16 protein-coding genes are annotated in these 15408 nt (G+C 64.1%); 8 read left to right on the top strand and 8 right to left on the bottom strand.

Going from position 1 to position 15408, the window contains the following annotated elements; translation table 11 throughout:
- Positions 1-14: 14 nt before the first annotated feature.
- The 8 genes from KFF05_14460 to KFF05_14425 all read right to left on the bottom strand — a co-directional run bounded on the left by KFF05_14460 (position 15) and on the right by KFF05_14425 (position 8591).
- Positions 15-1001, bottom strand: a complete 987-nt coding sequence (locus KFF05_14460) for a FecR domain-containing protein (GenBank protein ID UTW51112.1) — start codon at positions 999-1001, stop codon at positions 15-17.
- 123 nt (positions 1002-1124) lie between these two features.
- A complete protein-coding gene (locus tag KFF05_14455) occupies positions 1125-1664 on the bottom strand; it encodes a sigma-70 family RNA polymerase sigma factor (GenBank protein ID UTW51111.1) in 540 nt (179 codons plus the stop codon).
- Positions 1665-1767: 103 nt separating this feature from the next.
- Complete coding sequence (locus KFF05_14450) at positions 1768-2271, bottom strand: hypothetical protein (protein ID UTW51110.1); 504 nt, start codon at positions 2269-2271, stop codon at positions 1768-1770.
- Positions 2268-3854 (bottom strand): PepSY domain-containing protein, encoded by a 1587-nt coding sequence (locus tag KFF05_14445; protein UTW51109.1) that lies wholly within the window; start codon positions 3852-3854, stop codon positions 2268-2270. The genes KFF05_14450 and KFF05_14445 overlap by 4 nt, the downstream gene beginning before the upstream one ends.
- A 40-nt stretch (positions 3855-3894) precedes the next feature.
- Positions 3895-4230 (bottom strand): hypothetical protein, encoded by a 336-nt coding sequence (locus tag KFF05_14440; protein UTW51108.1) that lies wholly within the window; start codon positions 4228-4230, stop codon positions 3895-3897.
- Between the two features lie 96 nt (positions 4231-4326).
- On the bottom strand, positions 4327-6804 hold the full coding sequence (locus KFF05_14435; protein UTW51107.1) for a TonB-dependent siderophore receptor: 2478 nt from the start codon (positions 6802-6804) through the stop codon (positions 4327-4329).
- Between the two features lie 148 nt (positions 6805-6952).
- A complete protein-coding gene (locus KFF05_14430) occupies positions 6953-7918 on the bottom strand; it encodes a FecR family protein (GenBank protein ID UTW51106.1) in 966 nt (321 codons plus the stop codon).
- Positions 7919-8063: 145 nt separating this feature from the next.
- Positions 8064-8591, bottom strand: a complete 528-nt coding sequence (locus KFF05_14425) for an RNA polymerase sigma factor (GenBank protein UTW51105.1) — start codon at positions 8589-8591, stop codon at positions 8064-8066.
- A 307-nt stretch (positions 8592-8898) separates the two neighbouring features.
- Here KFF05_14425 and KFF05_14420 point away from each other — a divergent pair, with 307 nt between their 5' ends.
- The 8 genes from KFF05_14420 (at position 8899) to KFF05_14385 (ending at position 15278) form a co-directional block, all read left to right on the top strand.
- Entirely contained in the window at positions 8899-9324 is a 426-nt protein-coding gene (locus tag KFF05_14420) for a DUF2946 domain-containing protein (GenBank protein UTW51104.1), read from the top strand.
- A gap of 181 nt (positions 9325-9505) precedes the next feature.
- Positions 9506-10051 (top strand): YcnI family protein, encoded by a 546-nt coding sequence (locus tag KFF05_14415; GenBank protein UTW51103.1) that lies wholly within the window; start codon positions 9506-9508, stop codon positions 10049-10051.
- A 75-nt stretch (positions 10052-10126) separates the two neighbouring features.
- On the top strand, positions 10127-12205 hold the full coding sequence (locus tag KFF05_14410; GenBank protein UTW51102.1) for a TonB-dependent receptor: 2079 nt from the start codon (positions 10127-10129) through the stop codon (positions 12203-12205).
- 142 nt (positions 12206-12347) lie between these two features.
- Positions 12348-12785: a Tat pathway signal sequence domain protein gene (locus tag KFF05_14405; protein ID UTW51101.1), complete on the top strand. Its 438-nt coding sequence runs from the start codon at positions 12348-12350 to the stop codon at positions 12783-12785.
- A gap of 139 nt (positions 12786-12924) precedes the next feature.
- Entirely contained in the window at positions 12925-13671 is a 747-nt protein-coding gene (locus tag KFF05_14400) for a MotA/TolQ/ExbB proton channel family protein (protein UTW51100.1), read from the top strand.
- Positions 13625-14050, top strand: a complete 426-nt coding sequence (locus KFF05_14395; protein UTW51099.1) for a biopolymer transporter ExbD — start codon at positions 13625-13627, stop codon at positions 14048-14050. Before KFF05_14400 ends, KFF05_14395 begins: the two co-directional genes overlap by 47 nt.
- Positions 14050-14460 (top strand): biopolymer transporter ExbD, encoded by a 411-nt coding sequence (locus KFF05_14390; GenBank protein ID UTW53730.1) that lies wholly within the window; start codon positions 14050-14052, stop codon positions 14458-14460. The genes KFF05_14395 and KFF05_14390 overlap by 1 nt, the downstream gene beginning before the upstream one ends.
- Entirely contained in the window at positions 14460-15278 is an 819-nt protein-coding gene (locus KFF05_14385) for an energy transducer TonB (protein UTW51098.1), read from the top strand. The genes KFF05_14390 and KFF05_14385 overlap by 1 nt, the downstream gene beginning before the upstream one ends.
- Positions 15279-15408 lie beyond the last annotated feature (130 nt).

The raw sequence follows: 15408 nt of genomic DNA, 5'->3' as shown, positions 1-15408 counted from the left end.
TCCGTAAAGATCGATCAGGCGGGGCTGACCAACAAAACCCAGGGACTGAGCGCGCGGACCCGCCCCCCCTGTGCCCTGGCCACGGAGTGCGCGGCCTGGTCCGGCCGTGTCAGATCGAACGAGCCGCTGACCCGCTGGCGGCCGAACGCCGCATCACCCAATAGGATGACGCCACGGTGATAACGGTCCAGTTCGGCGAGAACCTGGGTAATGGGCCAGTCTTCGACCTCCAGCCGGCCGTCGCGCCAGGCGGTGTCGGTGCCGGGAACAATGTCGGCCCGCCGTGCCGCGCGGGTCGTCAGGTCAATGCGCAAGCTGTCGCCGCCGACCAAGCCATCGTCCGGTGTCATGCGCCGTCCTGCCATGCCGACGGCCACGCGGCCATGTTCGACGGCGACGGAAACGCTGTCGTCGTCCAGGCGCAGGTCGAACCGGGTGCCGATAACCGTCACTTCGGCGGGGCCCGCCGTCACGGCGAACGGACGGGCCGCGTCGCGGGCGACGTCGAAATAGGCCCGCCCGCCCAGCAGGGCGGCACGGCGGATTGGGCCGGTGAAATCAAGGCTGATGGCCGTCGCCGTGTCCATGTGCACATGGGTGCCGTCTTCCAAGGTCACGGTGCGGAATTCGCCGGTCGCGGTGGAAATATCCGCGAACAGGCGGCGAGGGGCGCCGGTTCCGGCATAGAGCGCCAGTCCCGCCGCCATGGCGCCGGCGCCGGCCAGGACCTGTCGACGGCTGAGGCGGAGGGCGGGTCGGGCCGGGGGGCGGCGGGAGGATGCCGGGTGTTTGTGATCGGCCAGGGCCGGTTGCAGATGGGGGGCGGTTTGCCAGGTGCGGCACACCTGATCGAAGGCTTGGGCATGGGCCGCGTCGGCCTCCAGCCAGGCGTGCAGGGCCGTCGCCAGGGCCGGGTCGCCGGGATTGGCCTCCGTCCGCATCAGCCAGTCGAAGGCGGTGTTCCAGATCTCGTCGTCGATGGGGGGGGGGGTGCCCGTCATGGGGGTCTCGATCTCGTGTGCGGGCCCGGCGCGGGCGATTGCGGATGTTGGCCGCCTATATACATAGACGCTTGGCGGGGGCATTCGTGAACAGGGAAAGTTGCGGGATGCGGCGGAACCCGCTCATCGCTCCTGACGGCCGAGGTCGGGGCCCAGGCGCTTGGCGCAGTGGACCGTCGCCTGGCGCAGCATGCGATAGACATAGCCGGCGGAGACATCAAGACGGTCTGCGATCTCGTCCACGGAATGCCCGGTGATGCGGTGCATTTCAAACACCAGGCGGGTTCTCTCCGGCAGTTCGGACAGGGCGTCGCTCAGGACACGCACCATGTCCCGTGAAATGGCGGCCTGCTCCGGTGTCGGATCGGCGCTGGGGGCGGCCAGGGGCAGCTCTTCGCGGGCGCCATAGCGCACTTCAAGCGCCAGTCGCCGCGCGCGGTCGATGGCCAGATTGCGGACCAAGCGGAACAGATAGGACACGGGTTGGCGAACCGTATCCGCGGGCGGATGTTCAGCCAGCTTGATCCAGGCGTCCTGGACCACATCCTGGGCGCGAAAGCGGCAGCCCAGGATCGGCGCCACGGATTCGATCAGGGCCGCATAATGCGTGTCATAGGCAAGCGCCAGGGGGCTTGCCGGTCTGTGAGCGCCGTTGTTGGTCATTGTCCGGCCGGATCCAAGTTTGTGCGTCTGTCCCATGATGCAGGGGCAGGCCAGCCGATATTAAATGAGAATGATTATCAATTCCAATAGAGAGTTTTCCGGATCATGCGCCGGACGGCTGCGCGGCATCCGGTTTCGTTCCGCCGCCGTTCCGACGGCGCGGCGCGGCGGGCTTGGCCGCCGGTTCTTGATGTTCCAGGGCGGCTTCCAATGCGGCGATTCTGCATTCCAGGCGGTTGAGCCGAGCGTCGGTGTCCCCGGCCCCGCGGGCAGCCCGGATCATGGCCCGCAAGGTGCGCCCTGCTGCGGCGGTGCCGCCAATCACCCGACGTCCCACCGCGGCGGCTTGGGCGGGGGACATCGCGGCCAAGCCCCAGCCGGTCACGCTGACGGCCCCGCACCACACGACAAAACCCGCACCGCCGCCGCCATAGAGCAGAAACACGGCGGGGGCCAGCACGCCGGCGATGGCAAGCCAGGTCTGCCACGCCTTGCGTTCAAGGGGGGGCAGGCCGAACACCCGTCGCCGCTTGGCGTTGCCCAAGGCAAGATAGGCGAGGGCCGCCGTCGAGACGGCAACAGCGGCGACGATGGCCAGGATACTCATTCGGCGGGTTCCGGTAACGGGTCGCCGGCAGGGCGGACATGGGGCTGCCGCGCCGCCCAGCGAAGCAGCAGGATGCCGAGTGCGAGGAACATCAGATCAAAGGACAGCACCGCCCCTTGCCCCTGGACCACGGCATCGGCCCAACCTAACCCGCCCATGGCCATGCGCACGACGGGCAGCGCGACGCAGGCGGCGCCGAGCAACCGCCGGAACCGCCGGGCCAGGCCGCTGCCGTCGCCCGCGAAGGCGCCGACCGCGATACAGGCGAGAGCACCCAGGACAAAGCCCATCGGTGTCCAATAGAAGGGATCGGCGGCCGGCAGGGACAGGAAAAAGCCGTAGGCCGCCGCCGTCATGGCGAATGGCAATCCGTAGGCGGTGATCGTGACCGCACGCCCGAAGCCGCGCCACAGGGCGGCCTCTTCGCGGCGACGCACCCAAAGCTGCATGCCCGACAGGATCACGTAACACATGGCGGCGCCCAGACCGACCCACACGGCCTTGGACAGGGGACCCGCGAAATCGCCCGTGTGCAGGGGCCAGATCAGTTCATAAAGCGCGCTGCCCGCCGACGGTTTCCGGCCGACCCGTGGTTTGACGCCCAGGAACCGGCCGTCCGTGCCGTCGAACACGTTGCGCACCCAGGCCAGTTTTCCTTGTGGCGGCATGTGCCAGAGGTTGATGCGGGCATCGGCGCGGCCGTAGTGGTCAACCACGAGGAAGCGGACCGGCGTGCCGGTCAGGGCCGTGGACTGGGCGACCACGGCATCAAGATCGGCCAGGGCGGCCGGGCGCGGATCGGGTGTCACGGCGGGTTCGTAAAGGGTTTCGCGCATCGCCTTCTGGTCGCCGCCGAAGGCGACCTGCGATATCAGGGGCAGGGAGACCGTGGCCGCAAAACTGAAGAATGAGCCGGTAAATCCCAGAAGAAACGCGAACAGAAGGCCCCAACTTGCGGCGAGGACATGGCGGTCGCGGGCCGTGACAAGACGGTTGCCCGGTCGAGCGGCGACGAACAGGTCACGGATCAGATGGCGGTGCATGAGAAAGCCGGTGACGCCCGCCGCCATCATGGACAGCCCGAGAATACCGGTCAGGATCAAGCCCCAAGGCCGTGGAACGTAGAGCTGCACGTGCAGGTCGACGAGAAAATCTTCGAGCGCGCTGGCTTCGAACCATTCCGGTTTCGTGAACACGAATCCTTCGTTGCGCGCCAATTCCTCACCCGTTACGCCGTCAAGCCGGAACAGGGTGCCGTAATTGCCGATCTTTCCGCTTTCCGGGTTGCGGGCATGGGCATGGGGAAACACGTTCAGGTCGCCCTTGGCCGTTGCCCAGATGGCGATTTCTTCAAGGTATCCCTTGGTCATCCGTTCTGCGATGGGCCGGACCTTGCCGTCGAGATCACCTGCCAGCGGCGCGTGACTTTTGGCGCCGCCGACGGACCATGCGGCAATTTCGTGGGCGAATACGGCGACCGTGCCGGTGGCGACGACGGCGTAAAGCAACAGGCCCAGGACCGTTCCGGACCAGCCGTGCACGGCGGTCAGGCGTTTCAGTTGGGATTGCGAAAGGGATTTCATCGATGGGGCTTTCGTCACTGTTTGATTCGGCTGGGGCGCGTCATATCCATCCGGCAAAGGCCATGGCGGCTGTCAGTCCGCAGACGGTGGCGGTGCCGCAGATCACGGCGGCACAGCGCAGGAGGCTTTCCTCCACGCAGGCATAAACGAAGACCACGGCCCAGATCAGCGGCACCAGGATCAGGGGAAAGACGATGTTGTCGACCCCGGCGGCCCCCTTGGGCAGCCAAATCGGCATGGCCATGGCGAACAGAAGGGCCGCCGCCACTGCGCCGGGGCCGGCCAACAGCCAGCGGGTTAATCGGGGACGCATGTCCAGTGCACGGCTCAGACGTGCCGCCAAGGGAAAAGGTCCGGTTTGTTCGTCGAATGTCATACTCATGACTCTAAGACGAACAAACAGACCAATAACCTCTCCCCCTTGGAGAAAAAAATTCTCCCAGGGGGGCAGAGCATCGCAGGTTTTCGAGGCCTACCACTGGTAAGACAGATTCCCGATGACGGTCAGCGGTTCACCCGCCGTGCAAATCCCGGCGCTGTTCCGGTAATAGCAGGACCCGACATGCTGCTTATCCAGAAGGTTTCGCGCATGCAGCCCGAAGTGCACACCCTTCCATTCGTAATGGACCGAGGCGTCGAACAGAAGAAAGGCGGGAACGGAAAGGGTCCGGTCACCATCACCCCAATGCATGCCGCGATAGCGGACGCCGGCACCGAAGCCCAGGCCTTTGAAGGGGCCTTCCGGGATGGTGTAGTCCGCCCAGGCCGTGGCGACATGCTTAGGTGCGGGCGTCAGAACATCGCCCAGGTCGGCCGGGTCGACGCTCTCGATGACTTCAGTTTCCATGTAGGTGTATCCGGCGGTCACGTTCAGGCCGAAGTCGAAACTCGCGACACCTTCCAGTTCGATCCCTTGGGAGCGAACGGCGGCTGTCTGGTCCGTCGTGTTCGTTGACGGATCCGTTTCCGTATAGTTCTGGCGGCGCAGGTCGAAGGCGGCCAGCGTCACGGAACTGCGGCTGCCTTCAGGCTGGAACTTGATGCCGATTTCATATTGCTGGCCGGTTTCGGGTTTGTAATTCCTGCTCGACGGGTTGGTGCCGATCACGGGTGCGAAGGATTCCGCATAGCTGGCATAGGGGGCCAGCCCATTGTCGAACAGATAGACCACGCCCGCCCGGCCGGTGAAGGCGCTATCCGCTTGCTGGGAAACCGCCTTGGTGAGGTGATTTATGGTTTCGGTCACCGCGCGGTCGAACCGCCCGCCCAGGGTGAAGCGCCAATGGTCGCCCCATTCGATCTGATCCTGGAAATAGATGCCCGTTTGGCTGCGCGTGAAGTCCTTGTTGATGATGATGTTACCTTCGGACGTCTGCGTGCCGTAGACCGGTGCGAAAACGTCGATCGATGTCGCCGATCCGGAACTCGCGATCTGTTCCAGATACATGAGTTGATAATCGAGTCCGGCCAGCAAGGTGTGCCTGGTGCCGGCGACATCCAGTTTCAGTTGCGCATTACTGTCCGTGTAGACACCGTCCAGGTTGCCGAAATTGCCGTAGACGCTGCGCGACAATGTCCGGTTGCCGTCGAACCCCGAGCCGTAAACAACGACATCGTCCAAGTCGACGTTGTTGTAGCGGAGTTTGTGGCTCAGCTTCAGGCGTTCGCCGACGTCGTGCGTAACCTCGTATCCGATGGCGTATTCCGTCCGGTCGACCCGGTCGATATCCGGCTCGCCCACGAAACGGCTGAGCGGAACCTCACCGTTCGCATTCGCGACCACCGTTCCGGACCTGGGAAGGGCCTGGGAGTTCTTGGTGTTGTCCTGCTGGTAATGGCTGAACACCGTCACGGTGGTGTTCTTCGACGGCTGCCAGCTCAGCTGTGGGGCAAACCAGTAACGGTCGTCTTCGATGAAATCGATGAAGGTGTCGCTGTCGCGGTAAAGGCCGGTAAAGCGATATGAGAACTGCTTGGCCTCGTCAATCGCCCCCGCGAAATCGAACTTGCCTTGATACCGGTCGAAATCACCGCCTTCCAAGTGGACGATGTTGATGGGGTCCGTTGTCGGACGTTTGGAGACATAGTTGACCAGTCCGCCGGGTGATCCCTGTCCGTAGAGCACGGAGGCCGGGCCGCGCGGGACTTCGACCCGTTCCGCGCCCCAGGGTTCCGGGTTGTAGCTGACGACGTAATCGGGGAAGGTCAGCGCCAGACCATCCTGGAAAATGCCGTTGGTCGTTGCATTCAACCCGCGCATGCGCAGGTCGGTATAGCGCGGTTCATTGCCATACGGTTGCGGATCGACGCCCGGCGTATAGCGCAACACTTCGTTGATCTTGTTGACGTTGCGGGCATCCATCTGGTCGCGGGTGATGACCGAGATCGACTGCGGGGTTTCGATCAGCGGCGTGTCGGTCTTGGACGCGGACATGCTGCGTTTCGCGACATAGCCCGCGACGGCGCCGCTGGCCTTTTCACCCCGGCCCTCGACGGTCACGGGGTTCATGGTCATGACGTCGCCATTGGCGCCCTTGCCGGGCAACTCGACGGTGACCGATGCGGAAGACGTATAGCGCCCGACCAGACCGGAGCCCGCAAGCAGTCGGGTCAAGGCATCCCGCGCAGTGAAGTCGCCGACCAGCGCCGGGGCGGTCCGCTCGAACACGGCGGGTTCCGTATAGAGAACCTGAAGGCCGGTGACGGCCGAGAACTCGGCGATGGCCTGGGGCAGGGGCTTCGAGGAAATCTTGAAGGTGAAGAGATCGTCGGCCTGGGCCTTTTCGATGGTCTTGTCCGTATCGTTGCCGGCCTGAAGTGGCTCCGGCGCGGCGCCGGCGGGCGTGGCCAGCACCAGGGCCAGCAGCGACGCGCCGGTTAGCAGAGCGTACCGCGCCGTTAATGTCGTCCCGCGGTTCAATGCCCGGGTGGATTGGTGTTCGTTGTTCATCCCCGTATTCCCCTTGAGTTCATGCTCATATATTTAATTGCGACTAAGTAGCAAAATCATATGAACATGAGACGGGGTTGAAGGTCCGTTTCCCCCAGTGCTGCCGGCATAATTTTTCATGCCCTTGGATGGCGGGCGCGGCGCGTTTTTAATGCAGCACGACGAGATAGCCTGTGATGCGTGTTGCGCTGAGGGGCAGGGTGTCCGTGATGGCGCGAAGCGCCGCGCCGGGGTCGTCCGTGTGGAATACTCCGCTGACCTTGAGGTCGCGCAGTGCATCCTTGGCGATCACGATGCGGCCCGGGCTGTAACGGTTGATTTCGGCAACCACGCTGGACAGTGGCATGTCATAGAACACGAACTGTCCGCGTAGCCAGGCAGTCACGGCGGTCCGGTCGAAGGGCTTTGGCGGTGAGATCCCCGCCGCCGTCAATTGGGCGCTTTCCCCCGGGGTCAGGATCAGGGTGTCGCCGAGGCGACGGTCGGTCAGTCTGACCCTGCCTTCGGTCAGACTGACGTCGGCCTTGCTGTCGGCGATACGCAGATTGAATCGCGTGCCGGTCACGCGGACGGTACCCATGGGGGTGTCGACCGTAAACGGACGGGCGGCGTCCGGCGCGACATCGAACCAGGCCTCACCCCTGAACAGGCGGACATGGCGGCCGTTATCGGTCATGTCGATGGCGATTGCCGTGTCGGTGTTCAGGGTGATGCGGCTGCCGTCGGCAAGGTCAACGGGGGCGCGCACGCCGATCGACGTTATGTAATCGCTTTGCAGGCGGATCGCGATGTCGTCGCGACACAGCAGCCCTGCCCCCAGCAGGATCATCAGGGCGGCTGCGGCGGCAAGGCCGTGGAGCGGGCGTTGCCACCGGGTGGTGTGTGTTCGTCCGATTTCCGTATCGGTCAGCTTTCGGGTCGGCAGTTCAAGCCGCCCCCACAGGCATTCAGCCTCGGCGAAGGCCGCATCGTGCCGTGGATCGGCGGCAAGCCATGCCTGAAAGTCGGCCGCGTCCGCGTTCCGTTCGCGCAGGCGCGTCAGCCACGAAACGGCCTGTGCGAAAATCACGTCGTCCGGAGGCTGGTGGGTGGAATGATCCTGATCGTCGGTCATTTGAACCTGTGGCGGGTGTCAACGGGGTGCCGGGTCGGCCGCTCTATGCGGGGCTCTTAAGAATAAGACGGTTGGCGGCCGGAAAATCCCCCATGAAATCCGCGTGCCGGTTTTCGGGCCCTGCTTATCTGGGGCGTTGGGGCGGTCACACGTCGCGCCCGGCATCGCGCAGGCGCCGGCGGCAATGGACCATGGCGCGGGCGATATGTTTTTCCACGGTTTTGTCGGAAATGCCCAAGGTCTGTGCGACTTGACGCATGGTCAGGCCGCGTCCGCGGTACAGCAGGAAGACCTCGCGGCATTTATCGGGAAGTTCCGCAACCGCCTGGGTCAGGATATGCCATTCCTGTCGCGCCGAGACGACATCGTCGGGGGCGGGGCTTTGGCATTCTAGGTGCGCCAGCATCCCGTCGTCGGCATCGCCATCGACCCAGGTTTCCCGGCGCCGATTTCGGCGCATGTGGTCGATCGCCAGGTTTCCCGCCATGCGATACAGATAGGCCCGGGGGTTGTCGGGCATGACGGCGCCGGATGTGGTTGCGCGAATCCAGGTTTCCTGGACCACGTCTTCGGCGATGGCGAGCGACCCCGTCCGCCGCAGGATGAAGCGACGCAGTTCCTCGTAGTAGATCTCCGCAGCCTGAGCCAGGGAGTGGAACGGGTGTCTCGTCATGTTGCCGGTCCGTGGGCGTCGATCATCTTCATGTGGCCTGATCGTGTCGTGGCATCTGCGGGCAGGGAATGGGCCGCACTTGTGGTTCCGGGGTAATCGCCTCGGCCCACCGACAACGTACAGTTATTGAGAATGATTCTCAATAACGTTTGAGTCTGTTTCTAATTTTGAGTCTGTTTCTAATAAGGTGGCTTTCGTCGGATTGGCATGCCGTTCGGGTGCGATGCCGCACTACGCTGGTGGAAACTTGTATTGCGTCGCACAAAAAAGCTGGACAGCTTCGCCGAAGCGATGCTTTCGTAGGAACATGATCAGGGGGAGTTACACAGGATACGGATCGGGGGCGCGGCGCGCGGTTGCGTGGCTTGCCCTGTTCCTGTTCACCCTGCAAGCGGTTCTTCCGGCGGGCTACATGCTCGATACGGACTCCCTGCGCGATGGCCGGTACGAGGTCGTCATCTGTACCGGGGCCGGTCTGCAGACGGTCGTCCTCGATAAGACGGGCAATCGGGTCGCGCCGGACGGCCCGGCCACCCCCGGCAGCGAAGGGATGCAGAAATGCCCCTTTGCAACCGTCGCGGGCAAGGCCCTGGCGGTTCCTGAACAGCCTGTCCTGCTGACGGTCCATGCGGTTCGCAGCGTCTCCGGCCTTCTGCCGCCCGCCCTTGGCCTGCCGGCGTCGGCGGACCGCCTGCCGCTCGGCTCCCGCGCGCCCCCCAGTCTCCTCGGCTGATCCCCGCAGGTATCGGCGCCCCTAAGGCGCGTCCGACACCCTTCGCGTTGTGACGGCAGTAGACGGCTGCCAAGCCCTGCAGGCGTGGGCCAGCGATCCTAAATCCATATAACATGCAATTGACATACATGTTATATGGCAGTAATGAACATGCATAAATTATACATCATAGGAGCAAAACATGCCCCGACGTTTCGTCTCGGCTGCCGGTTGCGCGGTTCTTATTTCAGCGTTCATGGGTGCACAGGCGTCCGCCCATATCGTCCTCGACAAACGCGAAGCCGCGGCCGGTTCCTACTACAAGGCCCTGTTCCGCGTCGGACACGGCTGCGGCACGTCGCCGACCGTCCGCGTCACGGTGCAGATTCCATCGGGCATCCTCAGCGTGCGGTCCCAACCCAAGGCGGGTTGGACCATCGACATCCGCAAGAAGACGTTGCCGGAACCGGTTGCCGGTCCGCACGGCAAGACGGTTACGGAAGTGGTTTCCGAGATCGTGTGGCACGGCGGTTCCCTGCCGAACGAACACTTCGACGAGTTCGCCCTGCAGATGAAATTGCCGGACGCCGCCGACGGCGGGGTGCTGATCTTTCCGGTCATCCAGGATTGCGCGCAAGGGACCCGCGCTTGGGTCGAGGTACCCAAGCCGGGACAATCGCGCCGGGATCTTACGTCCCCGGCCCCGACCCTGACTCTGACCGCCAATCCGCACGCCCACAAACATTGACGACCGTACCGGGGACGATGCCGCCGAGGCGCAATGCGCGCGACTGGCCAGCCCGGTGCCAAGGAGAATACGACCATGAACCGATATCCGATCCGCAACCCGCTCGGCGCCCTCATCGCCATAGCCCTGACCGCGGCCGCCATTCCGGCGGCGGCGGCCGAGGGCACGGCGACGCCCGTTGAAATGAACCCGGTCACCGTCACCGGGACCGCCGCGCCGTCGCTCACCGTGCCGGGCACGGACGATGCCCGCCGCCTGATCGAACGCACCCCCGGCGGCGTCGAACTGGTGCCCGACACGGCCTGGAAGGACACGGCTTCGGGCACGCTCAAGGACATCCTCGAATACACACCGGGCGTGTTCGTGCAGCCGAAGTGGGGTGAGGACTCGCGTCTGTCCATCCGCGGTTCGGGTCTGTCGCGGAACTTCCACATGCGCGGCATTCAGCTGTACCAGGATGGCGTGCCGATCAATGCGGCCGACGGCAGCACGGATTTCCAGGAACTGGACCCGACAGCGTTTCGTTATACCGAGGTCTACAAGGGTGCGAACGCGCTGCGTTATGGCGCCAATTCCCTGGGTGGGGCGATCAATTTCGTGACGCCCACGGGATATGATGCGGATCTTGCGCAGGGGCGTCTCGACCTGGGCAGCTTCGGCTTCCGCCGGGGCCAGGTCTCAAGCGGCGGCAACAACGGCGTCGTCGATGTCTTCGCCACGGCGTCCTGGTTGCGCCAGGGCGGGTATCGCGACCACAGCGGCGGTCATTCCATCCGTACCTCGGGCAATGTTGGCTGGCGCATCAATCCCAGCCTGGAAACCCGCTTCTACATGGGCTACGCCGACATTCAGCAGGACATCCCCGGGTCGGTGACCAAGACCGCCGCCCTGACCGATCCCAAGACGGCGGCGTCCGCCAATCTGACCCGCGATTACCAGCGCAACATCGAATCCTGGCGCTTCGCCAACAAGACGACCTTGCAGTTGGATACGGCGACGGTGGAACTGGGCGGCTATGCCGTGAACAAGCACCTGATCCATCCGATCTTCCAGTATCTGGATTACACCTATCACGACTTCGGCGCCTACGGCCGGATCGTCGACGAACGGGAAATCGCCGGCCACGGCAACCGCCTGACGGCTGGGCTGACGATTTCCGGCGGCTGGGTCGACAACACCCAGTCGACCAATAACGCCGGGAACAAGGGCGGGCTATTGTCCGCATCGTCGGACCGGTCGGTCAATTATGCGGCCTATGTGGAAAACGCCTATGACTTGCGGCCGGGGCTGGCGCTGATCGGCGGGCTGCAGTTCCTCCATGCGACGCGCAAACGTAATGACCGCTTCGACAATGCGACCGACACCTCGGGCGAAAACGATTACACCTTTGTCAATCCCAAGGTCGGATTGCTGTGGCAGGCGGCGCCCGATTGGCAAGTGTTCGGCAACCTGTCGCGCAGCGGCGAAGCACCGACCTTCGGTGAACTGAACTTCACCAACACCACCTTGTCCGATACCGAGGCCCAAACCGCGACGACCTTGGAAATCGGCACCCGCGGCATGGTCCGGGATTTGAGCTGGGACCTGGTCATCTACCGCGCCCATCTGAAGGATGAGTTCCAGTACTTCGACCTGGGCGGCGGCAACTATTCCGTCACCAACGCCGACAAGACCATCCACCAGGGCATCGAGGCCGGGATTGGCTGGGCCTTTGCCAGAAACCTGCTGGAAAGCGGCGATAAGGGGGACAGCCTGTCGCTCGACGCGGCCTATACCTACAGCGACTTCAAGTTCGATGACGACGCGACCTGGGGCGACAACGACCTGCCCGGGGCGCCCAAGCACTTTATCCGGGCGGCGCTGACCTACCACCATCCCCTGGGCTTCCATGCCGGGCCCAACATCGAATGGGTGCCCGAGGCCTATTTCGTCGACAACGCCAATTCCGTGGCGACCAAGTCCTATGTCCTGTTCGGCTTCCGTGCGGGATACGAGGTGTCGAAGGATGTGTCCATGTTCATCGACCTGCGCAACCTGGCGAACACGAAGTATATCGCCAGTTCCAGCGTCGCCGCGACCGCGACCGACAGTTCGGCCCTGTTCGAACCGGGAACCGGGCGGTCCGTTTTCGTCGGCCTTCGCGCCGCGTGGTAGGCGGCAGATCAAGAAGGAAGTGCATTGGAGGTATTGACTTGATATTAATAGTCAATCGCATTATGGAACAGCCAATCACCTGTGCTGCCGCCGGGGATCAGCCCCGGCGGCGCCCCACCGAAGCCAGCATACGAGGCCCAGAATGAACAACCGCATCCCGTCCGTCCTTGCCGCCGCCTTGCTTGTCGCCGGCCTTTGTCTTTCCGGCGGTGCCGCATCGGCTGTGGAAAAAGGCCGCATCGGGGTCGAGTTGAACAAGCTGGAGGCCGCCGGCGACGCCTGCCGGGCCTATTTGCTGTTGTCGAACGGGACGGCGGCGGCATTCACATCGCTGAAACTGGACCTTGTCACCTTCGATGCGGACGGGATCGTGCAGCGCCGGGTCGCCGTTGAGGCGGCCCCCATCGGCGCCGGCAAAACCAGCCTGAAGGTATTCGATATCAGCGGCATTCAATGCCAGGCGATCGGGCGCATGCTGTTGAACGGTGTGATGTCCTGCAAAGGGGCGAAGGCTGAACCTGCGGACTGTCTTGCGCTTGTGTCTGTGTCGTCGCGCGCGGCCCAGCCTTTCATTAAGTAAGAATTTTTGGATATCGGCGTGAAGGAATTCGGTTTTTCAATCGTCTTATTGAATAGGCAGCCCGTGTCGAAGCGGATGCGGGGCAGTCATTGTCGTGCCCGCTTGGGGCGCAACACCCAGGGGTTAGAGGAGTAATCAAATGGAGAACCAACAGGTGGGGGACCCGCTGGCAGCCGTCGCGGAAGATCCCGGAATGTTGGCGCAGGGCCTGGACTGGTTGATTGCCGGCGGACCCGTCGTCGCCATCCTGATCGCCATGTCCGTCGTCGCCGTGGCGATTTTGGGCCTGAAGCTGTGGCAGTTCCGCGGCGTCCGCTTGTGGGATCGGGACACTGCGCGCCGGGGGTTGGCCCTGTACCGTACGGGCAAGGCATCGCGCGCGGCAGAGCTTCTGCGCGCTTCGCCCAATCCGGCGGCGCGGGTCGTGCTGCTGGCCATGCGTGGCAAAGCGCGCCGTGACCTGGACGAAGGCAAGGTCCGTGAAGAGGTCGTGCGGTGTGGTCTGGACATGCTGGAAATGTTGCGCGCCTACATGCGCCCGCTCGAAGTCATCGCCACCCTGGCGCCGCTGTTGGGTTTGTTCGGCACGGTGCTGGGCATGATCGAGGCCTTCCAGCAGTTGGAGCAGGCGGGCAATCGCATCAACCCGGCGATCCTGTCCGGCGGCATCTGGGAGGCCTTGTTGACCACGGCCGTCGGACTGGCGGTCGCGATCCCGACGGTCGCGGTGGTCAACTGGCTGGAACGGATGATCGATCGCACCGCCCATGAAATGGACAACCTGGTGACCCAGGTCTTCACGGCGGACCTGACGGCCGCCCCTCAGACGGAAGAAAGCCATGCCGGCTCTGCCTACCGCACGCCTGTCGCTGGCGCCGCCGAATAACGGTCGCCGCCGCAACCTGATCTCGCTGACGCCGCTGATCGATGTGGTGTTCATCCTGCTGGTGTTCTTCATGCTGGCGTCGTCGTTCCTCAATTGGCGGTCCATTACCCTGGACTCGCCGAAACAGACGGGAAGGTCGGCGTCGCTGGAGCAGGCTTTGTTGATCGAGGTGCGCGCGGACGGTCTGCGGCTTGCCGGTGAGACCATGTCGCTCGACCGCATTACGAGCCGTGCCGTGGCGGCGCTTGCCAAGAAACCCGACCGCCCCGTGCTGGTCCGCCCCGACGACGGCATCGCCGTACAGGAGGTGGTCCAGGTGGTCGATGCACTGGCCGCCGCCGGGGTCGCCAACCTGTCGCTGATCCGGAGGAATAAGTGATGCGCTCCCTTCGGCCCGGCCCCGGGCGTGGCACCAATGACGACGACCGCATTCTGCCGCTCATCAACGTGGTGTTTCTGCTGCTGATCTTCTTCATGCTGGCGGGACATTTGGCGGCGACCGATCCCTTCCATATCGAGCCGCCGGTTTCCGCCAGCGAGACGGAACCGGATGAGGCCGGTCCTGTCATTCTGGTCGGCACCGACGGGCGCATCGCCTTCGACGGCAAGACCGTGGACGACGCCGGGTTGAAGGCCGCCCTGATCGCGCCGGTCGAGGCCGGGGTGACGCATTTCCGGGTCAAGGCCGATGGCGGTGCGCCGGCGGTGCGTTTGGTCGAGATCATGGAACTGCTGCGCGCTGCCGGTGTGCGGAAGGTCAACGTGCTGACCGTACCGAAGGCCCTGTGATGGAAATTCGCGTTCGTCATTGGAATATGGCTATTGCCGGGGCGGTGTTTCTGCACGCGGCTGCGGCCGCCGTCGTGTTGTGGACCCCGGCGCCGTCGGGGGCACAGCTTCCGGGTGTCGGCGGGATCGAGATTTCATTGGGCCCGGCGGGGGGCGCACCCGGTTCCGACGCCCAAGATTCTCCGGAACCGCAGGAAGCGAAACCGGTCGAGCCGGTTGAGACCGTCGAGGCGGTAACGCCCGAAGTTCCGGCGGAAGTGGTGCCCGTGGAGCCGGTGGTTCCCGACGCGGTCGCCATCGAGCCGGTCAAGGCGGTCGAGGAACGCCCGCGCGACCCCTTGCCCGTGCCGCCCAAAGTGGTGCGCCCCAAGGCAGCACCGCCGCCCAAGCCTGTGGAAACGGCAGCGGTGGCCCCGACCCCGGTTCACACACCGCCGCCGGCGGTCGCGGGCTCCCAGGGCAAGGCCGGCACCAAGGATGCCAAGGACGTCGGCAGCGGCGACAATTCCCAGGGCGGTGGTCAGGCCGGCGCGGCGGCGGATTACATGTCCGTGCTGCAGGCCTGGTTGGAAAAGCACAAGGAATACCCGCGTTCGGCCCGTCTGCGCCGCATCGAAGGGGCGGTGCTGCTGTATTTCTCCATCGACCGGGACGGGCATCTCCTGGCCTACCGGATCGAGAGATCCTCGGGCCACCGCATGCTGGATACGGAAACCATCGCCATGATCAACCGCGCCCAGCCCCTGCCGCCCATTCCCGGCGACATGTCCCGTGACAAGTTGGAAGTCGTGGTGCCGGTGCAATTTTCCTTGCGATAAGGGCCTGTCTGGCGGGCGAGGGTGGCTTGATACTCTCCGTGTATCCGTGAAATCAGTAATTGCGAATAATTCTTAATATCGCTATCTTCGCGCCAAGAATAAGGCCTGAAGCCGTGGCAAACGGCGGGCG

Source organism: bacterium SCSIO 12827 (assembly GCA_024397995.1).
Taxonomy (GTDB): Bacteria; Pseudomonadota; Alphaproteobacteria; order Rhodospirillales; family Casp-alpha2; genus UBA1479.
Note: the sequence above shows the minus strand (reverse complement) of the source record. Positions and strands in the feature narration are given on the sequence as shown.